We start from the raw sequence: 22053 nt of genomic DNA on the forward strand, positions 1-22053 counted from the left end.
TCCATCTTTCATCGCCTGTATCGGCTTCGCCGGGCCCGGTGACGGGGGAGGTCAGGCGCGCGTCAGCGGGAGCTCCGCCTGCAGTCTGTACGTGTCGTCCGCCGTCGTCCCGGCCCGTAACGTTCCCCCCATCGCGGACACGCGGACGGTGAGGTCGCGGATCCCCGACCCGCCGCTCCCGTTCGCCGGGGTCACCGGCCGGTCGTCGGCCGCGCCGCCGGCGGGCAGGAGCCCGTCGTTCACGATCCTCATCGTCAGCCGGTCGTCCCGGCAGGTCAGCGTGATCTCGCAGCTCTCCGCCCCGCTGTGCCGCAACAGGTTGGCGACCCCTTCGCGCAGCACCATGGCGAGCGTGGTCCGTACGTCCGGCGTGAGCGCGCAGGGTTCCAGCCGCAGGGTCACGTCGATGTCCACCGCGTCGAGCAGGGCCCGCGCGGACGCGATCTCGTCGTCGAGGGACGGCTCGCGGTAGGAGGAGGCCACGGCGCGTACGTCGGACAGTGCCCGGCGGGAGATGTCGAGGATCTCGGCCAGCTCCCGCCGGGCCCGCGAGGGGTCGCGGTCCATCAGCCGATGGGTCAGCTCGGACTTCAGGGTGACGGCGGACAGCGAGAGGCCGAGCAGGTCGTGCAGGTCGCGGGCGAAGCGCAGGCGTTCGCGGGTGACGGCGAGGTCGGCCAGCCCGGCGCGGGCGTCGTGCAGGTCCTGCACCATCGAGCGGAGGCGGGACAGGGCGAAGACCACCAGGCCGTGGTTGACGGTCACCAGGAAGCCGTACGTGACGCCGATCGAGTCACCGCCCAGCAGGAAGTGGGCGCCGCCCACGCTCACCACGACGGCGAGGAAGAGGGGCAGGCCGAACCGGGTGGGCAGGGTGAGCAGCAGGCTGCCCGCCAGCAGGCCGGGCAGGCCGAGGTAGGGGTTCTCGAACAGCGCGACGGGCAGGTAGGTGACCACGGCCTGCGCGGCCAGCAGCGCGTAGCCCAGCGGCGACCGTACGCGGGAGGCCGGGCGGCTGAAGAAGCCGAGCACCAGGCCCAGGGAGACGAGCACGCAGGCCCCGGCGACGAACGTACCGGCCGGGCTCATCCGCGCGACCGCGACGAAGACCGTGGCGTTGACCGCGTAGCCGGTGAACACCGCGGTGGCGACGGCCAGGCCCAGCCGGGGCGCCATGGCGGGACCGCGCTCGCGGCTCCCGCCCCGCACGCTCCACCCGCCGCTCCACCTGCCCTGCAGGCTCCACCCGCTCCACCCGCTCCACCCGCTCCATCCGCTCCACCCGCTCCACCCGCTCCACCCGCGCCGCTCGTGCCGAGAGGCGGCGGCGGGGACGCCGCCCTCGCCGCCCTCGTCGCGCAGGGGGATGACGGCGTGCAGGCGGTAGGTCTCCTCCGGGCCCACGGCCGCGGTCAGGGTGCCGCCCAGAGCCTCGACGCGGGACCTGAGGTTGCCGATGCCGTCGCCGTGGTCGCCGGGATCGCCCATGCCCCGGACACCGTCGTTGACGATCTCGATCGACACCGTGCGCTCGTCGCGGGCGACGGTGACGCCGCACCTCCCGGCCCCGCTGTGCCGCAGCAGGTTGGTGACGCCCTCGCGCAGCACGGTGGCGAGCACGGTACGGATCCGCGGCGGCAGGTCGCCCCCTTCGTACGTCACGGTGACGGCGACCTCGGCCGCGGCGAGGACGGAGCGGGCCGAGGCCAGCTCGTCGTCGAGGGACAGCTCGCGGTAGGAGGATGCCACGGCGCGTACGTCGGACAGCGCCTGGCGGGAGATGCCGAGGATCTCGGCCAGCTCCCGCCGGGCCCGCGAGGTGTCGCGGGGAAGCAGTCGCCGGGCCAGGTCGGCCTTGAGCGTGACGGCCGACAGCGAGAAGCCGAGCAGGTCGTGCAGGTCGCGGGCGAAGCGCAGGCGTTCGCGGGCCACGGCGAGGTCCGCGAGCCCGGAGCGGGCGTCGTCCAGCTCCCGCACCAGCGACCGCAGCCGGGACAGGCCGTAGACGACGAGACCGATCACCGCGGTCAGGTTCGTGATGTAGACGGCCTCCGCCGGCACGCCGCTGATCTCGTACTGGACGAGCCCGGTGACCAGCGCGATCACGCCGAACACGAGCCAGCCCGCGAGGGGGCGGAGGACGAGCAGCGCGTCACCGGCGAGGAAGCCCTGCATGCCGGTCCAGCCCCGGCCGTAGGACGCGAGGGGCACCAGCGCCACGGCGGCCTGCGCGAGCAGCGCCACGCGGCCCCACCGGCCGCGCACGTCCGCGCGCGGATTGCTGAACAGGCCCAGCTGCAGGACCATCATCACGACCAGGCAGAACGCGGCCGGTGCGATGTGGCCGAGCGTCGCGCGCGTGGCCACCACGTACTGGAAGGCGTTCACCACGAAACCGGCGAATACCACCGTGACGACGAGGAGCGCCAGCCGGGGGGCGAGCCCGGCCGCCCGGCTCCCGGAGTCGTCCTCCCGCGCCGGCACGGGGGCGAGGCGTCCTGCCACAACATGCTCCCCGGGGAAGAGTGGAGGACCGCGTCGGAGCGCAATGCTAACCGGTGCCCCGAAGGTGTCCCACTGGTTTTCCACGGCCCTTTCCATGGCCCTTTCGGCGGCCCTTTCGGGGGACCTTTCCACGGCCCTTTCCGCGGCCCTTTCCGCAGCGCTTTCACGGCCCGTGCACCTGGCCCGTAGCCGGAGCCGAATCTAGTGCTTGCCGGATATGTGGTGACATCCCGCTCGGAGGCTTCGGACGCCGCCGCTCCCCGCCGGTGTCTTCCCGCCCTCGTCCCCTTTGCCGTCGTCCCCGCTGCTGTCGGCCGCTGTGCCGGGGGATCGTACTCGGGCCGATCACTTCCGGCCGGGCCGTTCGCCGTGGGGCGTGCACGACCGGAGAGGGTAGGGGAGACCCTCCCGCAAGAGCGGTGCAGGCGTCACTGTCCTTCTCCCCTCCACCGGACAGAGTCGGAGGCGTCATTCGTCCCCCTGATCCCTAAGGCGCACCCATGTCTCGGAAGAACTCCCGCCGGTTGCTCGCGGTCGCTGTCGCCGGCGCGCTCGCCCTGTCGGCACTGCCGGCCCTGCCGGGTCCCGCCTTCGCACGCACCGGGCCGGAGACGCTTCGCCCCGCCTCCCTTCAGGCGCACCTGGACCGGCTCACCGGCGCCGACGGGCTGCCGGGCGCGCTCGCCCACGTCCGTGACCGCCACGGCAGGAGCGTCACCACCGTGTCCGGCACCGCCGAGCGCGGCACTGCGCGGCCGATGGTCGGCGCCGGTGGGAGGTTCAGGATCGGCAGCATGACCAAGCCGGTCATGGCGGTGACCGTGATGCGGCTGGCCGAGCGGAAGAAGATCGACCTGAACGCGTCCGTCGACCGCTACCTGCCCGGCACCGTACGGGGAAAGGGCGAGGGCGCGGCGACGGACGGGCGGAAGATCACTGTGCGCGACCTCCTGCGGCAGACCAGCGGGCTGCCCGAGTACGCCGACGTGGCCGACTGGTCCAAGCTCCCTCAGGACTATCTCGGGCTCGCGCTCGCTCGGAAGCCGACGCCCCTCGGCCGGTTCGCCTACTCCAACACCAATTACCTGGTCGCCGGGATGATCGTGCGCGCCGTGACCGGCCGCGACTTCCGCGAGGTCAGCCGTGATCTGGTGATCGAGCCGCTGGGTATGCGGGACACCTACTGGCCGGCCGACGGCGAGACGGGCATCCGCGGGGCGCACGCGCACACGTACGGTGTGCACCCCGCGGATCCCGGAGCCGGTGTCGTCGACCTCACCAGGCTGCCCGGCTACGAGTTCGGCGCCAGCGGTGGCCTGATCTCCACGCCCGGCGATCTCAACCGGTTCTGGCGCGGGGTGTTCGACGGCGAGGTGCTGTCACGCAAGGCGCTGCGGGCGATGGTCGGCGCTTCCGTGCCCGTGGGGCAGGAGGGCTGGCCCGCGGACGCCCGGTACGGCTTCGGGATCGCCAGCGCCCGGCTGAGCTGCGGCCCGGCCTGGTTCCACGGCGGTGACGTGCCCGGCGTGTCCGTCATCAGCGGGCGTGACGGGACGGGACGCCAGGCGACCGTCTACACCACGGGCCTCGCCGGTACGGCCGGGCAGCGCGAGCACCTGATCGCCACCTTCGAGGCCGCCCTGTGCGGCCGGGCCCGGTGAGCCCGATAAGCCCGGTGAGCCCGGTGAGCCCGGTGAGCCCGGTGAGCCCGGTGAGGTCGTGAGGTCGTGAGGTCCCTCGTCACCGTCACCGGTCTCCGGCGGTCGCCGGGCCGGGGTGCCACGCGCCGGGCGACGGCTCTCGGCTCCTGGGCCGGGGTGCCACGCGCCGGGTGTCCGTTCCCGGCTTCTGGGCCGGGGGTGCCATGCGCGGGGTGCCGGTCCCTGGCCACCGGGCCGATGGGAGCACGGGCCGGGTGTCTGTTCCCGGTTTCCGGGTCAGGGGTACCGCGCGTCGGGCGCCGATCCCTGGTCGCCGGGCCGGTGGGAGCACGCGCGGGGAGTCTGCTCCCGGTTTCCGGGTCCGGGGGTGCCATGCGCGGGGTGCCGGTCCCTGGCCACCGGGCCGGTGGGGCCGCGTGCCGCGTGCCGATCCCCGGCTATCGGGTCGGGGGCCGGTAGCCGGGGATCGGTCTCCGGTTCGGTGGCCGGTGGCCGGGCATCGGTCCCTGTTCCGGGCTTGTGCCCGCTTCGGCCAGGAAGCGCCTGGTGAGAGCGTGCACGGCCATGCCCGCGCTCAGGCCCGCCGGCACCCCGGCGAGCACGCCCGAGCCCATGCCCACGAGCACGCCGACCGCGATCCCGGTGACCAGCCGCGCGAGCACGCCCGCGACCAGCCGCACGGCCGGGTGCGCGGACAGGTGCGCGGACAGGTGTGCGGCCTGACAGGCGGCCAGGAAGACGGCCAGGCGGGCGGCCAGGCGGCTGGTCGGGCGGCTGGTCGGGCGGGCGGCCGGGTGGGCGGTCAGGCGGCTGGTCGGGCGGCTGGTCGGGCGGGCGGCCGGGTGGGCGGTCAGGCGTGTGGGCCGACGGGTGGGCAGGTGGGTGGGCCCGTCCACGACTACGCCTCGTCCGTCGTGCCGAGGCGCTCCTCCAGCCGTTCGAGCCTGAGCAGGACGGGGCGCAGCTCCTCGCGTACGGCCGCGGACAGGGCGTTCGCCGCTTCGGCGGGCAGCACCGGGGGAGGGGGCGGGGCGGTGGGCTGGGTCTGCGCGCGCAGGTGGACGTATCCGGCGAGCGCGGCCGAGACCGCGTGGCGGGTCAGCCGGTGGTCGGCGCCCAGCTCCCGCAGGATGCGCCCGGCCGCCCCGTCCGGTTCGGCGACCAGCCCGAGGAGCAGGTGCTCGCAGCCGACGTAGTTGTGGCCGAGCGAGGTGGCCTCGGTGACGGTCATCTCCAGGGCCGCCGCCGCGGGCGCCCCGAAGGCGAGCTCCGCCTCGGCTGCGTCGGCCGGGGACGAGGCGTCGAGGCTGAGACGGTCCAGGCGCCGCCGTATCTCCTCGGGGTCGATCTCCAGGGCGCCGAGAACGTGGAGCGCCAGGTTGCGTCCCTCGGCGAGTATGCCGCCCAGCAGGTGCTCGGTGCCGACCTCGGCCGCTCCCAGGGCGCGTGCCTGGTCCACCGACAGCTTGATCACCTCCCGGGCCCGCGGGGTGAACTGGGTGAGGCGCGCGGTCAGGTCGTCGAGGTCGGAGGTGCCGAGCGCCGTCTCGCGGATGGCGGTCACCCGCCGGACGGCCTGCTCCAGGGCCCGCTGGCACACGGCGGAGACCGGCACGCCCGCCTTCTTCACCGCCTCGGCCAGCTCGTCGGGCAGATAGACATTGATCTTCGGCATCGCGTCTCCCCTATGGGGTTATGGAAGGGTTATAACCCATTCATAACCCCAAAGGGGGCACTTGTCCAGCGCCCGTCCGGCACGCATCCGGATTTCCTGGAGCCACCCTCCGGGATCCGCCTCCTGAGCCTGCTCTCCTGGCTCCGCTTCCCGGGTTCGCTTTCCCGGTCCCGCTCTCGTGGGCGCGCTTCCCCGGTCCCGCCTTCGCGGGCTCGCCGAGGTCCGCCTAGCGCGTCGCGCCGGTGAGGAACCGGGTGATGCCGGGGGAGAGGGCCGCGCCCCTGGTGGAGAGCCACGCCAGGCGGTTGCGGCTGGTGAAGGCGGCGAGCCTGCGGGCCTCCAGCCGCGTGAGGTGGCCCGGCCCGGCCAGCACGGGCGTGAGGGCGATCCGGTGCCAGGCGGCGCTTTCGCCCAGGGAACGGGCTATCTGCGGATGCGCGGCGCGGACGGCCGAGGCGATCGGGCGCAGGCGGCTCCCGGTGCCCGAGGCGGCGTCGACGGGCGCCAGGAGGTTGACGGTGGCGATCTCGGCACCGGCCGCCCGGGTGGTCCGGAGCATCTCCTGGTCGGCGGGGGACAGGCCGGACCCGGTGACCGGGAGGGTGAAGCTCACCGTGAGGGAACGGCCCTCGCCGGCGGCCTCGCGCTGCAGGGCCGCGATCGCCCTGGCCCGTCGCAGCACGGTGGCGTCGCCCGCCGGGGCGTGGACCTCGAAGTCGATGTACGTGGCGGTGAAGGCGCCGATCGCCCGGCGGTAGGCGGCGGTGAGCCTGGCGAGGTCGGAGCAGGTCGCGGCGAGCTCGCGCCCCGCCGGTCCGCCGAAGGCGAGGCCCGCGTCCCCGCCCGCGGCGCGCAGGAGGGCGAGCCGGTTGGCGACCGGGTTGCCCCCCTGCTCCTGGAGCCCGCCCCACTTGGGGACGCAGTCCTTCTGCCCGGCGGTGAGGTGGCCCAGCGTGAACCAGCGCACGTGGCTCCTCCTGGCCTCCCTGGAAAGGTTGAAGCGCGGTTCGCGGACCGCGTCCACGAACGCCACGAAGCCCGAGGGGCGGGTGATGGCCGGTGGGGCCGGAGGTTCGGTCGCGGGCCCCGGGGCCGTTTCGGAAGGCGCCGCCCCGGCCCGTTCGCCGAGGGCGGCCCACTCGCCCTGCGCCCTGGAGGGCAGCAGCCAGATCGCGGCCCCGGTGCCCGTGGCGAGCACGATCGAGGCGAGCACCACGAGGGGCCGGGGCGGGGTGCCGGGCTCACGGCCCCGGCGGGTGTCGGGGCGGTCGGTCGTCACAGACATGTGATCCCCTCCTCGATGACCAAGGGGTGATCGCTGTGAGTGGTCGATCCGCTACCCGTTGCGTCAGAGGGTAGAACGTTAGCAAGCGTTCCCGCCACGGCGCGGGCTTTCTGCGGATGCCGTCCGGAGTGCCCGGATAATGGTTCTCATGAAGTTGAGGATCTTCACTGAACCACAGCAGGGTGCCACCTACGACGAGCTGCTGGCGGTCGCGCTGGCCGCGGAGCGGCTGGGGTTCGACGCCTTCTTCCGTTCCGACCACTACATGCGGCTCGGATCCGGCGACCCGGGACCCGGGTCCACCGACGCCTGGACGACCCTGGCCGGACTGGCCAGGGACACCTCCACGATCCGTCTCGGCACCCTGGTCACGCCGGTCACCTTCCGGCTTCCCGGCCCGCTGGCGATCAGCGTGGCCCAGGTCGACCAGATGAGCGGCGGGCGGGTGGAGCTGGGCCTGGGCACCGGCTGGTACGACGCCGAGCACACCGCGTACGGCATCCCCTTCCCGCCGATCGGTGAGCGGTTCGGCCGGTTCGAGGAGCAGCTGGAGATACTGGTCGGGCTCTGGACCACGCCCAAGGGGGAGAGGTTCTCCTTCGAAGGGGCCCACTACCGGCTGGCCGACTCGCTCGCGCTGCCGAAGCCCGTGCAGAGCCCGAAGCCGCCGATCATCATCGGTGGCACCGGCGCCACGCGCACCCCGCGCCTGGTCGCCCGGTTCGCCGACGAGTACAACGTGCCGTTCCGTACCTTGGAGGACACCTCGGCGGCCTTCGACCGGGTCAGGAAGGCCTGCGAGGCGGAGGGCAGGGAGCCGGTCGTGCTCTCCGTCGCGCAGACCGTCTGCGTCGGTTCCGACGACGCGGAGATCGCGCGGCGGGCCGGGGTGATCGGGCAGGACCTCGCCGCGCTGCGTGCGACGGGCCTGGCGGGCACCCCCGCCGAGGTGATCGAGAAGATCGGCCGGTTCGCCGAGCTGGGCGCCGAGCGGGTCTATCTGCAGGTGCTGGACCTGGACGACATCGAGCAGCTGGAACTCGTCTCGGACGAGATCCTGTCCCGCGTGTAGGTCGCGTGCCCGCACGTCACCGCGCACGGGCGGGCACCGGGCCGTTCACGGGCGAGCCGGTCACGGGCGGCTCGCCCCGGTCTTCGCCCCCGGCCCCCGGCCCCGGCCCTCGTCTCCGGCTTCTCGACCGCGGGCCGCCCCGGTGGGTACGCTCGCGGTCCCGGCGCGGGAGTCTCCCCGGACCGGGACATGTCGCATGGATCCGGAACCGTCAGGTGACGGCCGGTTCACGAGGGTTCGGAACGTTAACCGATGGCCGTCCCCGCACGGGTGCGGCACACTGAACCGGGTGTTGCTGACGATCTCCACCACCGCACGCCCCGCCACGGACCTCGGGTTCCTGCTGCACAAGCACCCCGACAGGGTCCAGGAGTTCGGGCAGTCGTACGGCGTGGCACGTGTCCTCTACCCGGAGGCGAGCGAGGAGCGCTGCACGGCCGCGCTGATGCTCGACGTCGACCCGGTCCGCCTGGTGCGCTCGCGCGACCGGTCCACGCCCGACTACACGCTGGGCCAGTACGTCAACGACCGGCCCTACGCCGCGTCGTCGCTGCTGGCCGTGGCGCTGGCCGACGTGTTCCGTACGGCGCGCACCGGGCGCTGTGACAGCCGTCCCGAGCTGGCCGCGAGGCCGATGCCGCTGGAGATCACCCTGCCCGTGCTGCCCTGCAAGGGCGGCCCCGAGCTCGCGCACCGGCTGTTCGAACCGCTGGGCTGGCGGGTCGAGGCGACCGCCCTGGCCCTGGACGAGGAGTTCCCCGAGTGGGGCGACTCCCGTTACGTGCGGCTGGTGCTGCGCGGGGAGGTCCGCCTGGCCGACGCGCTCAACCAGCTCTACGTGCTGCTTCCGGTGCTCGACGACGCCAAGCACTACTGGGTGGCCCCCGACGAGGTGGACAAGCTGATCAGGGCGGGCGAGTCGTGGCTGGCCGCCCACCCCGACCGGGGCCTGATCACCCGCCGCTACCTCGGCCGCCGCTGGGCCCTCACCCGTACCGCCTTCGCCCGCCTCGCCGAGATCGGCGACGACGTGGAGGAGGACCTCGACCCCCCTGTCGAGGAGGACCCCTCGGCCGACCCCGCCACGCCGGGTGAGGCCGACGGGACCGGCACGCCGGACGAGGTCCTCCCGGCCGGTGCGGTCCCTCCCGAGGGGGTCTCTTCAAAGGGGGTCTCTTCGGAGGGGGTTTCTTCGGACGGGGAGGCGCGGGCCGCGAGGCGGCCGTTGAACGCCCTTCGCCTGGAGGCCGTGCTCGCCGCGCTGGAGAGGCTGGGGGTGAGCACCGTCATCGACCTCGGGTGCGGTTCCGGCCGTCTGGTCGGAGCGCTGCTCGACCGGCCCCGTTTCACCAGGGTGGCGGGGGTGGACGTGTCCTCCCAGGCACTGGCGCTCGCGGCCAGGCGTCTGAAGCTCGACCGGATGCCGGAGCGGCGGCGGGAGCGGCTGGAGCTGTTCCAGGGCGCGCTGACCTACACCGACGTCCGGTTCGCCGGGTACGACGCCGCGGTGCTGATGGAGGTCGTCGAGCACGTCGACCCGCCGCGCCTGGACGCGCTGGAGCGGGTGGTCTTCGGAACCGCCCGGCCGGGGCACGTGATCGTCACGACCCCCAACGCCGAGCACAACGTCCGCTACGAGTTCCTGAGCGGCATGCGCCACCCCGACCACCGCTTCGAGTGGACCCGCGCCGAGTTCCGCGCGTGGGCGGCGAAGGTGTGCGGCGAGTACGGCTACCGCGTCGAGTTCCTGCCGGTCGGCGACGACGACCCCGAGGTGGGCGCGCCCACCCAGATGGCCCTGTTCGGCCTCGCGGACGCCAAAGGCCTCGCGGAAGCCAAAAGTGTCGCGGACGCGAAAGGCCTCGCGGGCGCCAAAGGTGTCGTGGACGCCAAAGGCTTCGCGGACGCCAAAGGTGTCGTGGACGCGAAAGGTCTCTCGGACGGCAAAGACCGTCCAGGCGCGTCGGACGGCTCCGGAAACGCGGAGGACGGTCCCGGCAGCACGGGGAGCGGCCCTGGAAGCACGGAAGGCGGCCCGGTGAGCGGGGGAGTGCTCGCGGGTGCGGGAGGGGCGGGAAACGTGGGAGGTGGAGATGACTGAGATCGCCGTACCGGAGATGTCGCTGGTCGTGCTCGTCGGGGTGTCCGGCAGCGGCAAGTCGACCTTCGCCGCCAGGCACTTCGCGCCGACCCAGGTGATCTCCTCCGACTTCTGCCGGGGCCTGGTCGCCGACGACGAGAACGACCAGGCCGCCACCCCCGACGCCTTCGACGTGCTCCACTACATCGTCGGCACCCGCCTGCGGCGCGGGCTGCTCACGGTCGTGGACGCCACGAACGTGCAGTGGGAGGCGCGCAAGCAGCTGGTCGCGCTCGCGAAGTCGCACAACGTGCTGGTCGACGCGATCGTCCTGGACGTCCCCGAGGAGCTGGCGGTCGCGCGCAACGAGTCCAGGCCCGACCGGGACTTCGGGGCGCGCGTGGTCATCAGGCAGCGCAAGGATCTGCGCCGTTCCATGGGCAGGATCTCCCGCGACGGCTTCCGCCGGGTCCACGTGCTGCACGGGGCCGAGGAGATCGAGGCCGCGACGGTCGTCACCGAGAAGGCGTGGACCGACCGGCGCGAGCTGACCGGCCCGTTCGACATCGTGGGCGACGTGCACGGCTGCCGCGCCGAGCTGGAGACGCTGCTGCGCGACCTCGGCTGGGAGATCGATCCCGGCGGCGCGGGGGCGGTCCACCCCGAGGGCAGGACGGCGGTGTTCGTCGGCGACCTGGTGGACCGGGGACCCGACTCGCCGGGCGTGCTCCGGCTGGTCATGGGCATGGTCGCGGCCGGGACCGCGCTGTGCGTGTCGGGCAACCACGAGCAGAAGCTGGCCCGCGCGCTCAACGGCCGCAAGGTCAGGGTGGCCCACGGCCTCCAGGAGTCCCTGGACCAGCTGGCCGCCGAGCCGGAGGAGTTCAGGCGGGACGCGCTGGCCTTCATGGACGGGCTGATCAGCCACTACCAGCTCGACGGGGGCAGGCTCGTCGTCGCCCACGCCGGGCTCAAGGAGGACTACCACGGCCGCGCCTCCGGCAGGGTCCGCTCCTTCGCGCTGTACGGCGACACCACCGGCGAGACCGACGAGTACGGCCTGCCGGTGCGCTACCCCTGGGCACGCGAGTACCGGGGCCGGGCCATGGTCGTCTACGGCCACACCCCGGTCCCCGAGACCGAGTGGATCAACAACACGATCTGCCTGGACACCGGGGCGGTCTTCGGCGGGCGGCTCACCGCGCTGCGCTACCCGGAGCGCGAGATCGTCTCGGTGCCCGCCGAGTGCGTCTGGTACGAGTCGGTCAGGCCGCTGACCGCCCCCGGCCACCGAGATCCCGGCCTGCTCTCCGTCGACGACGTGCGGGGCACCCGCCACATCGAGGTTCGCCACGGCGGCGGCCACATCAAGATCCGCGAGGAGAACTCGGCCGCCGCGCTGGAGATCATGAGCCGGTTCGCGGTCGACCCACGCTGGCTGGTCTACCTCCCGCCGACGATGGCGCCCCCGGAGACCTCCCGTCTCGACGGCTACCTGGAGCACCCGGCCGAGGCGTTCGCCGAGTTCGCGGCGGCCGGGGTGACCCGGGTGGTGTGTGAGGAGAAGCACATGGGCTCGCGGGCGGTGGCCGTGCTGGCCGCCGATCCGCAGGTGGCGGCGGCGCGGTTCGGGATCACCGACGGCAGTGCCGGGGCGGTCTACACCCGTACCGGAAGGCCGTTCTTCGCCGACACCACCGAGCTGGTCGACAGGCTCAGGCGGGTGTGCGCGCCGCTGATGGAGGAGCTGGGGTCGGGCTGGATCGCCCTCGACTGCGAGCTGCTGCCCTGGTCGGCGAAGGCCGAGGGGCTGATCCGCGGCCAGTACGCGTCGGTGGGCGCCGCGGCGCGCACGGTGCTGCCCGAGGCGATCGGCGTGCTGGAAGCGGCGGCCGGGCGCGGTTTGGATGTGGGCGAACTGTTGGACCGCACCCGACGCCGCTCCACCAACGCTGCCCGGTTCAGGCAGGCATATGCACGTTACTGCTGGCCCGTGTCCGGACTTGACGGCCTTCGTCTGGCGCCGTTCCAGATCCTCGCCTGCGAGGGCCGGGCGACCGCGATCCAGGAGCCGCACTCCTGGCACCTGGACCTGCTGTCCCGGCTCGACGACCCGCTGATCGCGCCCACCCGGCACGTGTTCGCCGACCTGGCCTCGCCGGAGTCGACGGAGGCGGCCACGGCCTGGTGGTCGGCGCTGACCGCCGAGGGCGGTGAGGGCATGGTCGTCAAGCCGCTGGAGCTGCCCGACGGGCGGAGCCGGGTGCAGCCCGGGGTCAAGGTGCGCGGGCGGGAGTACCTGCGGATCATCTACGGGCCCGACTACACCGAGAGCCTGGACGTGCTGCGCCGCCGGTTCCTGGGCCGCAAGCGCTCGCTGGCCCTGCGCGAGCACGCGCTGGGGCTGGAGGCGCTCTCCCGGCTGGCGGAGGGGGAGCCGCTGTGGCGGGTGCACGAGGCGGTTTTCGCCGTCCTGGCACTGGAGTCCGAGCCGGTCGATCCCCGGCTGTAGCTCTCCGGCCGTGGTTCCCTGTCCGTGGTTCTCCGGCCGTGGGCATCCGGCGACGGCTGTGGTTCTCCGGCGACGGCCGGGGTTTCCCAGCCACGCCGGAGGGACCCGTGGTTTCCCGGCCGCGCCGGAGGGACCCGAGGGAAAGGGCGGCGTCCTCCCGGGCCCGCCCTCCCGGGCCCGCCCTTCCGGGCGCGTTCTCCCAAGAGCGTTCTCCCGAGTACGGTCTCCCGCGCATGGAGGGGACGGAAGTCTGGTCCCGTGGAGCAGATCTTGGTAAGAAGGTGGGCACCTAGGAGGAGGTACCCGGTGGATCTCATCCCCGTGGAGTTCGAAGCGTTCGACCCCCGCATCGCGGGGGTCTCCGGTGACCGTCACATCGAGCGGCTCCACCGGGGCACGCGCTGGGCCGAAGGGCCCGTCTACGTCCCCGCGGGCCGCTATCTGGCCTGGAGCGACATCCCCAACGACCGCATGCTGCGGTGGGACGAGATGACCGGCCAGGTGGGGCCGTTCCGGCAGCCCGCCGGCTACGTCAACGGCAACACCCTCGACCGCGAGGGCAGGCTCGTCTCCTGCGAGCACGGCGCGCGCCGCGTGACCCGGACCGAGCACGACGGCTCGATCACCGTGCTCGCCGACCGGTGGGACGGCAAGCGGCTCAACAGCCCCAACGACGTGGTGGTGCGGTCCGACGGGTCCGTCTGGTTCACCGACCCGCCGTACGGCATCCTGAGCGACTACGAGGGCCACCGGGCCGAGCAGGAGATCGACGGCTGCCACGTCTACCGCGTCGACCCGGACACCGGCGAGGTGCGCGTGGTGGCGGACGACTTCGCCCGTCCCAACGGCCTGGCCTTCTCCCTGGACGAGAGCCTGCTCTACGTCGCCGACACCGAGCGCGGCCACCTGCGGGTCTTCGAGGTGACCGACGACGGCGCGCTCACGGGCGGCAAGGTGTTCGCCGAGCACGAGGGCGAGGGCGGCTACGACGGCATGCGCCTGGACGACACCGGCCGCGTCTGGACCGCCGTCGGCCCGGCGATCCACGCCTACCACCCGGACGGGACGCTCCTCGGCAGGCTGCTCCTGCCGGAGAGCGCCTCGAACCTCGTCTTCGGCGGCCCCAAACGCAACCGCGTCTTCATCACCGCGACCACGTCCCTGTACTCGCTGATCCTGGGAATCCGGGGCGCCGAACCGGTGTGGGCCCGCTAGAAGGACGCCCGGGGCCGGTGGCCACGTTTCCGTGGCCGCCGGTCCCGGGCACCCGGGCGTGGGGTTCGCTAGGAGAACGCCCAGGTGAACAGGTGTAGCTGGCCGTCCTCCGGGGTGGAGAAGGTCAGGCTCCGTACCCTCTTGGCCGGGTTCAGGGCGATGGGTTGCGACGCGTAGACGTGGGCGGGCACGGGCTGGAACGCCCATGAGCCCCAGAACAGCCGGTGCGGAGTGCTGGCCACGACCTCGTTGCCGAACTGCGGCTCGTCCGACCCGAAGTCCAGGATCCAGTCGCTGAGACCGAGCCGTCCCGAACCGGTCGTGCCGTCGGTGTAGGTGATGGTGACGTCCGCCTCGGGCCAGCCGTTCACGCCCGTCCCGAGGAAGGAGAGACGGGTGGCGCCGGCCGGCGCGGTCACCTCCAGCGGTCCCGCGCCCGTGCGGACGTTGTCCCACTCGCCGCGCTTCCTGTTCGGCCAGGTGAACGTGAAGTCCCGCCACGTCACCCGGGCGCCCGGGGTGAGGCCCTCCTCGGCCAGGGCCTGCGCCGAGAGGCTGAAGCCCGGACCGTCGATGTTGGCCTCACCGGGCGCGCCGATGTCGCCGATGCCGGCGTTGTTGTGGTGCCACTCGGGGGTGCCGCGCGTGGCCACGTTGAGCCGTACCGAGGCGGTACGGTCGCCCACCACGACCGGCACGGTCAGCATGCCGCGAGGCACGTTGCCGGACACGGAGATCACGACCGCCTGGCGGGCCTGCCCGCCGGCGGCCAGGTTGAGCGTGCCGCGCGCCGGTGACACGGTGACGCCGGCCGGCGGCCTCGCCTCCCAGGCGATCGTGGCGGCCCGGCCCAGCGACCTGACCGTGAGCTCCGTCGCGAGCGTGCCGCCCGGCTCGACCGGGCCGCTGCCGCGGCTGAACCCGGCCAGGTACGGGTTCGTCCCCTCGCCGAAGGACGGCGGCGCGTCCGCCGGGGCGGCGCCGAAGTCCCGGTTGGGGGAGGTGCTCCGGGCGAACTCCAGCCGCCCGCCGCCGGTCGCGAACGACTCCGGCAGCCACGCCCGATTCGTCGCCGCGCCGTTCACCCGGAGCGACCGGATGTAGGGCCCGTCGCCCCGGGCGTCGACGACGATGTCCCCGCCCGGCCGGTCGATCGTGACCCGCTCGAACAGCGGCGTGTTCACCAGCAGCTCGGCGCGGCCCGGGACGGCGGGGAAGAGCCCCATGGCCGACCACACGTACCACGACCCCATCGCCCCCAGGTCGTCGTTGCCGACGAGCCCGTCCGGCCCCGGCTTGAACAGCTCCCGCTGCACCCGTTGCACCAGCGCCTGCGTCTTGTACGGCTGGCCGGCCCACGCGTACAGCCACGGCGACGGCATCGCCACCTCGTTGCCCAGGTAGGCGTACGGCTCGGCGGGCCCGGCGTTGAGCTTGGTGAAGTAGGTGTCGAGCCGGGGCACGACCTCGCGGGAGCCGCCCATCGCGGTGAACAGCCCGGCCGGGTTGTGCGGCACCAGCCAGTGGTACTGCGCCCCGTTGCCCTCCATGTACACGTCCGGGTGGGCCGGGTCGAAGGGCGCGGTGAACGCGCCGTCGCCCTGGCGCGGCTGGATCCACCCGGTGCCCGGGTTGTAGATGTTCTGCCAGGCCTGCGAGCGCCGCATGAACTCCGTGGTCGTGGCCCGGTCACCGAGCCGGGAGGCGAGCTGGGCGATCCCGAAGTCGGCCACGCCGTACTCCAGCGTCGCCGACGGGTCGTTGGGCACGTGCCCGTCCCGCATGAACGCGGCGTTGCCCGGACGCTCGTCGTACTGGAGCAGCGGATGGCCGATGTCCTTGGGGCCGGTCCGCCTGGCCGCCTCGGCCATCGCCCGCAGCGCCGCCCGCGCGTCGAAGTCGCGCGCGCCGAACGCGTACACGCTGGAGAGGATCGAGTGGTACGGGTCGCCGACCATGACGCCGGTGACCGCGGTCTGGTGCGACCACCGGTCCCACACGTTGCCGAGGGCCTGGGCGTTGTCGTACATCGACTGCGCGATGTCGGCGGCCACGTCCGGCGCCAGCAGCGCGAGGAGCTGCACCTGGCTGCGGTAGATGTCCCACCCGGAGAAGGTCGCGTAGTGGTGGCGCCCCGGTCTCACCTGGTGCGGCTCGTAGTCGCTCCCGGTGTAGGTGCCGTTCACGTCGTCGGAGACGTGCGGCTGCAGCAGCGTGTGGTACAGGTTGCTGTAGAAGGTGCGCTGCTGGTCCTCGGTGCCACCGGCGACCCGCACCCGGCCGAGCCGTTCCTGCCACACGCCGGTCGCCTCGCGGGCCACCTCGTCCAGGCCCTTGGTGGCGATCTCCGTCTGGAGGTTGCGCCGGGCGCCGTCGATGCCGACGTACGACAGCCCGACCCGCATCTGAACCGGCCGTTCCGGGGCGAACTGCAGGTACGCCCCCGAACCGGGCCCGTTGACGGTCACGTCCTCCGAGGTGACCACGTCGCCCTTCACCTTCGCGGGAGCGGCGTTGGCGACCCTGCTCCCCCCGGGTCGCACCTCACCGTCCTTCCAGGTGCCGGACGCGGTGACCGGCTGGTCGAACGTGGCGTGGAAGTAGATCTTGTACCGGGTCGGCGGGCCGCAGAACCCGCCGGTCAGCACCCAGCCCTCGACGGTGTTCCCGCTGATCCTGGTCTCGCCGTCGTCGACGCCGTTGACCGAGCCGCTGGTGTTCAGCAGTACCGTGCCGGGCCTGCCCTGGGGGAAGGTGAAGCGGGCGACGCCCGCCCGCATGCTGGCGGAGAGCTCCGCCTTGACCCCGCTGTCGAGCGTGGCGCCGTAGAAGCCCGGCGAGGCCCGCTCGTTGTCGTGCGAGAACGTCTGCACGTAGTCCTCGCCGTGGGTGGCGGGCGAGCGGCCGATCGCCCCCGAGAAGGGGATCACCGGGAAGTCCTGCGCGCCCGTGCAGCCGGGCCCGGAGATGTGCGTCATGGAGAAGCCGCGCAGCCGGTTGTCCTCCCACCGGTAGCCGCCGCCGGCGTCGGCCACGGTGTCGGGGCTCCACTGCATCATCCCGAACGGCAGGACCGCTCCGGGGAAGGTCATGCCCCCGCCCCCGCCGTGGTCGAAGTCGGGTGCCGCCTCCTTGGTGCCGTGGAAGACGTTGACCAGGGATACAGGGTCGCGTTCCACGGCGGTTTCACGCGGAGCACCTTGTGGGAAGACCGCCGACGCCAGCAGGGCGGTGACGATCGGTAAGGACCAATAAGACACGACAGTCCTCCAAATATGGGGTCGCCGTATCGAACCCCGGCCCCGCGTAACCGGTCAACGGACGGAAACGACGGCCACAACCGGCCATCCGCCGGGTACGGGAACAGGGGGCGGCAGGGGTTGGCGGGTGGGCAGGGGGTTGACAGATTCGCGGTGAGCCCGGCTCCGTGACGACCATGTAAGGGATGTCAGCGATGACCGTCGTATCCCCGGTTTCGGTGGAAAGTGCCCCGGTTTCGATGGAGAGCGCCGCGACGCCGGTGGAAAGCGCCGTGGCGTCGGTGAAAAGTGCCGCGACGTTGCTGGAAGGTTCCGCGACGCCGGTGGAGAGCGCCGCGACGTTGGTGGAAAGTGCCGTGATGTCGCTGGAGAGCGCCGCGACGCCGGTGGAAGGTTCCGTGGTGTCGGTGGAGAGCGCCGCGATGTCGGTGGAGGGCGCCGCGGTTTCGGTGGAAGGTGCCGCGCCCCCGGTCGCCGATCCCCGCGCGCCGGTCGTCCGGTTCTCGCGCCTGCTCGACCCCGGCTCCGCCGTGCCGCTCCACGAGGACGACGACAGCGGCGTGTCGGCCGTGCGCGGCCTGGTCGACGGGGCTCCGGTCGTCGCCTTCTGCACCGACGCGAGGCTGATGGGCGGCGCGCTCGGCGCGGCCGGCGCGGGCCGGATCATCGAGGCCATCGAGGCCGCCGTGCGGCGGGACTGCCCGGTCATCGGCCTGTGGCACTCGGGAGGCGCCCGGCTCGCCGACGGCGTGGAGTCCATGGACGGCGTGGGCCGCATGTTCGCGGCCATGACCAGGGCGTCCGGCGTCGTGCCGCAGATCTCGGTCATCCTCGGCCCGGCCGCGGGCGCGGCCGCGTACGGGCCCGCGCTCACCGACGTGGTCGTCATGTCCGACGCCGCCCGCGTGTTCGTGACCGGCCCGGAGATCGTGCGCAGCGTCACCGGCGAGCGGATCGACATGGCCGGGCTGGGCGGGCCGGAGGCGCACGGCCCGAAGTCGGGTGTCGCGCACGTCCTGGCGGCCGACGAGGAGGACGCCTTCGCCAGGGCGCGCCGCCTGACCGGGTTCTTCGCCCGGCGGGGCGTCTGCGACCCCGCCGCGCTGCGCGAGCCCCGCGACCTGGGCGCCCTGCTGCCCGACTCCCCGCGGCGCGCCTACGACGTGCGCCCCCTGGTACGCGCCCTCCTGGACGGGGACGGCCAGATGGAGGAGCTCCAGCCGCGCTGGGCCGCGAACATGCTGGTCGCGTTCGGCCGGCTCGGCGGGGGCACCGTCGGCGTGCTGGCCAACAACCCGATCCGCAAGGGCGGCTGCCTCGACTCGCTCTCCGCGGAGAAGGCCTCCCGGTTCGTCCGCATGTGCGACGCGCACGGCATCCCGCTCGTCGTGCTCGTGGACGTCCCCGGCTACCTGCCCGGTGTCGGCCAGGAGTGGGGCGGGGTGGTGCGGCGCGGCGCCAAGCTGCTGCACGCCTTCGCCGAATCGGTCGTCCCCCGGGTCACGCTGATCACCCGCAAGGCGTACGGCGGCGCCTACATCGCGATGAACTCCCGCTCGCTCGGCGCCACCACGACGTTCGCCTGGCCGGGCGCGGAGGTGGCGGTCATGGGCGCGGAGTCCGCCGTCGGGGTCCTGCACCGCAAGGCCCTGGCCGCGGCCCCCGAGGAGGAGCGCGAGGCGCTGCGCGCCGCCCTCGCCGAGGAGCACCGGCGGACGTCCGGGGGCGTGGGGCGGGCCGTGGCCCTCGGCGTCGTGGACGAGGTCATCGCCCCCGAGACCACCCGGTTCCGGCTCGCCGAGGCGATCGCCCGCGCGCCGCGCGCACGTGGCGGCCACACCAACATCCCCCTCTGACCGGCTCAGATCCGTTCCCTGGTCAGGCCCTCCGGCAGGTCGCCGCGCCGCGTCACGCTGAGCTTGCGGTAGACGCGGGTCAGGTGCTGCTCCACCGTGCTCACCGTGATGAACAGCTTGGCGGCGACCTCCCGGTTGGAGTAGCCGTCGGCCGCCAGCGCCGCCACCCGCCGCTCGGCGTCGCTGAGCACCGGCCGCGTGCCGGCCCACACGCCCTCCCCGCCCTCCCCGCCGTCCGGCAGTGCCCGGCTCAGCACGCCGGCCTGGCATCCCTGGGCCAGGGCGCGGGCCCGGCGGCTCAGCATCGCGGCCCGGCGGAACTCGCCGGCCGCGTGGTAGGCCTCGGTGAGGTCGATCAGCGACCTGGCGAGCTCGTACCTGTCGCCGCCGTCCTCCAGCAGGTCGGCCGACTGGCGCAGCAGTATCACGCGGTGGCGCTTCTCGGCGGTGGCGGCCAGCACGCGCAGCGCCATGCCCTGGACCCGCCTGGACCCCCCGGAGCGCGTGAGCTGCTCCTCCACGAGCCGGCGGGCCTCCTCCATCTCGCCGAGGGCGACCAGGGCCTGCGCCGCGTCCAGCCGCCAGGCGATGAACTCGGCGCTGTCGAGCTTCCACTCGCCCATCAGCTCGCCGCACAGCCGCAGGTCGCGCAGCGCCTGCCGGGGCTGGCCGGCCGCCAGGTGGAAGCGGCCCTTGCCGTACAGGTACTGCAGCCCGAACCGGGTCTCCAGCATGGCCTCCGGCACCGGCCGGTTGACGGGCGGCAGGAACTCCTCGTGCCGGCCCATCGCCGCGCCGGCCAGCAGCAGGCTGCCCAGCGGCCCGCCGACCGCGACCCCCCAGCTGTCCGGCGGGATGAGCTCCAGGGCGCGCTGGGCGTCGGCCGCCGCCGCGGCCGGGTCGCCCCGGCGCAGGCCGATCTCGGCGCGGATGGCCGACAGGCGGGCCTGACGGCTCGGGGCCCGGCGCGAGGCGGCCTCGGCGATGAAGGAGTCGCACCAGGGCGCGGCCAGGTCGGCCCGGCCGGTGTAGGTGAGGGCCAGCAGCGCGCTCTCCACCGTGTCCATCGACATCTCGTCCAGCCGCGAGCCGCGGAGGATGCGCTCGGCCGTCGCCGCCGTCTCCGGGAGCGGGCCCTGCGTCAGCGCGCGTACCAGCGCGTCCGCCGACTCCGTCCGGCGGTCCGCGCTGAGGGAGTGGGCGGCGCCGCCCGTTTGCTCGTCGGTCAGCGCGGGCAGGTGCGGCAGGAACGAGGGGAAGCTGCTGCGGAACCAGGCGTGCGCCACGGCCAGCTCCGCCACCGCGTCCCGGTCCAGCTCGTCCAGCCTCCTCAGGTGACCGAGGACGTCCCTGGCGGCCTCGGCGTGGCCGTGCCACAGCAGCGCCTTGGCCAGCACCACGGCGTCGCCGCCGGTCAGGTGGCCCCGGCGCAGCGCCTCGGTCAGCTCGGCCAGCTGCCCGGCGGGCGTGCCGGGGTCGATCCGCCACTTGGCCCGCACCAGCGTGGTGGCGATCCTGGCGCGCCTGCGCTCGTCCGGGCAGGACCGCAGGGCGAGCATGAGGTACGCGATCGCGGACTCCACGCCGTCCTGGCGCAACGCCCGCGCCGCCGCCTCCTCCAGGATCGGCAGCGCCCACGGTTCGCCCGCGTGACCGGCCCGCAGCAGGTGCCCGGCCACCACCGGGGCCGGCGCGCCGTCGTGGTAGGTCAGCTCGGCGGCCCGGCGATGCAGGTCGACGCGCTCGTGGTCGTCCAGCCCGGCCAGCACGGCCGACCTCGCCGCCTCGTCGCGGAACCGGCCGCCTTCCAGCAGCCCGGCGCGGGTCAGCTCCTGGACCGTCTTGGCGGTGACCGCGTCGTTCTCGCCGAGCAGCCGGGAGACCGGCCCGGCCTCGCCGAGCACGGCCAGCGCCCGCGCCACCCGGGGGCTGCCGCCCTCGGCGCGGTGCAGGCAGGCGAGCACGGCCTCGGCGTACCGCTCGCCCCGGCCGTCCCCGGCCCGGTGGTCCTCCAGGAGCGCGTCCACCAGCAGCCGGTTGCCGCCGGTCAGCGCGTGCCAGCGCGCCGCCGTCGCGACGCCGGCGTCCCCGGCCGCCAGCCGCGTCACCTCCCCGAGGGACAGGTGCCCGAGGCGGACCGTGCGGCAGTGCGGCTGCCGCAGCATCTCCGCGTGCAGGCTCCCGAGGGCGTGCGGGTCCGGCATGCTGAAGACCAGCATGATCCTGGCGTACGCGATCCGCCGTGCCAGGTGCGACAGGCACAGCCGCGAGGCGCGGTCGGCGTGGTGCAGGTCGTCCACGACGATGAGCAGCGGGCAGCGCTCCGACAGCTCCAGCAGCACGGCGCAGAGCGCGTCCACGAGCAGCACGTCCATCTGCTCGCCGGACGCCGGATCGGCCGGCAGAGCCGGACCGGCCGGACCCATCGGACCCACCGGATCCGCCGGTCCGGCCGGACCGTTCTGGCCGGTCAGAACGGTCCGGCCGTTCTGACCGGTCCGGCTGCTCTGGCCGTTCTGGCCGGACCGGCCGGCCGGCAGGTACCGGCGGATGCCCTCGCGGAGGAGGCCGAGGGCGGCGGAGTGGTTCCGCTCGGACAGCGACGCGCCGAGCACGAGCTGAGAGAGCACGCCGAGGGGGAGCGCCCCCTCGGCGCGCGACCCGGTCGCGGTGAGCGAGAGGACGCCCCGGTCGAGGGCCCCCTCGGCGAGGCCGTGCAGGAGCGCGCTCTTGCCGGTGGCGATCGCGCCGGTCACCATCGCGACGCGGCCCCTGCCGGCCACCGCCTCGTCCAGTAGTTCTCGCAGCGTGGCCATCTCGTGCCGCTGGACGTCCTCGGCCATGACGGCCCTCCTTCGTTCGATGAGGAGCGTTCGACCTGAGGGAGAGCACAGGCCGGGTTCGTTCAGTAGGGGAGCGGTCGGCCCGCCGG

The 22053-nt window shown here is 73.7% G+C and carries 12 protein-coding genes; 6 read left to right on the forward strand and 6 right to left on the reverse strand.

Annotation, left to right across the window (positions count from 1 at the left end; all coding sequences use genetic code 11):
• Nucleotides 1–51: 51 nt before the first annotated feature.
• Nucleotides 52–2505, reverse strand: a complete 2454-nt coding sequence (locus ABT053_RS38445; RefSeq protein WP_350976103.1) for a sensor histidine kinase — start codon at nucleotides 2503–2505, stop codon at nucleotides 52–54.
• Nucleotides 2506–3005: 500 nt separating this feature from the next.
• Here ABT053_RS38445 and ABT053_RS38450 point away from each other — a divergent pair, with 500 nt between their 5' ends.
• A complete protein-coding gene (locus tag ABT053_RS38450; RefSeq protein ID WP_350976105.1) occupies nucleotides 3006–4166 on the forward strand; it encodes a serine hydrolase domain-containing protein in 1161 nt (386 codons plus the stop codon).
• Nucleotides 4167–4603: 437 nt separating this feature from the next.
• On the opposite strand, the gene ABT053_RS38455 is transcribed toward ABT053_RS38450, so the two are convergent.
• The 3 genes from ABT053_RS38455 to ABT053_RS38465 all read right to left on the reverse strand — a co-directional run bounded on the left by ABT053_RS38455 (nucleotide 4604) and on the right by ABT053_RS38465 (nucleotide 7126).
• Nucleotides 4604–5062 (reverse strand): hypothetical protein, encoded by a 459-nt coding sequence (locus ABT053_RS38455; RefSeq protein ID WP_350976107.1) that lies wholly within the window; start codon nucleotides 5060–5062, stop codon nucleotides 4604–4606.
• 2 nt (nucleotides 5063–5064) lie between these two features.
• Nucleotides 5065–5841 carry a Clp protease N-terminal domain-containing protein gene (locus ABT053_RS38460; protein WP_350976109.1) on the reverse strand — a complete coding sequence of 259 codons (777 nt, stop codon included), beginning with the start codon at nucleotides 5839–5841 and terminating at the stop codon, nucleotides 5065–5067.
• A 226-nt stretch (nucleotides 5842–6067) separates the two neighbouring features.
• Nucleotides 6068–7126 carry a glycoside hydrolase family 18 protein gene (locus ABT053_RS38465; RefSeq protein WP_350976111.1) on the reverse strand — a complete coding sequence of 353 codons (1059 nt, stop codon included), beginning with the start codon at nucleotides 7124–7126 and terminating at the stop codon, nucleotides 6068–6070.
• 148 nt (nucleotides 7127–7274) lie between these two features.
• Here ABT053_RS38465 and ABT053_RS38470 point away from each other — a divergent pair, with 148 nt between their 5' ends.
• The 4 genes from ABT053_RS38470 to ABT053_RS38485 all read left to right on the forward strand — a co-directional run bounded on the left by ABT053_RS38470 (nucleotide 7275) and on the right by ABT053_RS38485 (nucleotide 14005).
• A complete protein-coding gene (locus ABT053_RS38470) occupies nucleotides 7275–8198 on the forward strand; it encodes an LLM class F420-dependent oxidoreductase (protein ID WP_350976113.1) in 924 nt (307 codons plus the stop codon).
• A gap of 289 nt (nucleotides 8199–8487) precedes the next feature.
• A complete protein-coding gene (locus tag ABT053_RS38475; RefSeq protein WP_350976115.1) occupies nucleotides 8488–10299 on the forward strand; it encodes a 3' terminal RNA ribose 2'-O-methyltransferase Hen1 in 1812 nt (603 codons plus the stop codon).
• Nucleotides 10292–12790, forward strand: a complete 2499-nt coding sequence (locus ABT053_RS38480; RefSeq protein ID WP_350976116.1) for a polynucleotide kinase-phosphatase — start codon at nucleotides 10292–10294, stop codon at nucleotides 12788–12790. Before ABT053_RS38475 ends, ABT053_RS38480 begins: the two co-directional genes overlap by 8 nt.
• A gap of 306 nt (nucleotides 12791–13096) precedes the next feature.
• Nucleotides 13097–14005, forward strand: coding sequence for an SMP-30/gluconolactonase/LRE family protein (locus ABT053_RS38485; protein WP_350976117.1), 909 nt, complete (start codon nucleotides 13097–13099; stop codon nucleotides 14003–14005).
• Nucleotides 14006–14073: 68 nt separating this feature from the next.
• On the opposite strand, the gene ABT053_RS38490 is transcribed toward ABT053_RS38485, so the two are convergent.
• Nucleotides 14074–17265, reverse strand: a complete 3192-nt coding sequence (locus ABT053_RS38490; RefSeq protein WP_350976118.1) for a GH92 family glycosyl hydrolase — start codon at nucleotides 17263–17265, stop codon at nucleotides 14074–14076.
• A gap of 422 nt (nucleotides 17266–17687) precedes the next feature.
• On the opposite strand from ABT053_RS38490, the gene ABT053_RS38495 reads away from it, so the two are divergent.
• Nucleotides 17688–19121 carry an acyl-CoA carboxylase subunit beta gene (locus ABT053_RS38495; protein WP_350976147.1) on the forward strand — a complete coding sequence of 478 codons (1434 nt, stop codon included), beginning with the start codon at nucleotides 17688–17690 and terminating at the stop codon, nucleotides 19119–19121.
• A gap of 5 nt (nucleotides 19122–19126) precedes the next feature.
• Here ABT053_RS38495 and ABT053_RS38500 read toward each other — a convergent pair whose 3' ends face one another.
• Nucleotides 19127–21964, reverse strand: coding sequence for a helix-turn-helix transcriptional regulator (locus ABT053_RS38500; RefSeq protein ID WP_350976119.1), 2838 nt, complete (start codon nucleotides 21962–21964; stop codon nucleotides 19127–19129).
• Nucleotides 21965–22053: the final 89 nt, after the last annotated feature.

Source organism: Streptosporangium sp. NPDC002524 (genome assembly GCF_040295985.1).
Lineage (GTDB): Bacteria > Actinomycetota > Actinomycetes > Streptosporangiales > Streptosporangiaceae > Streptosporangium.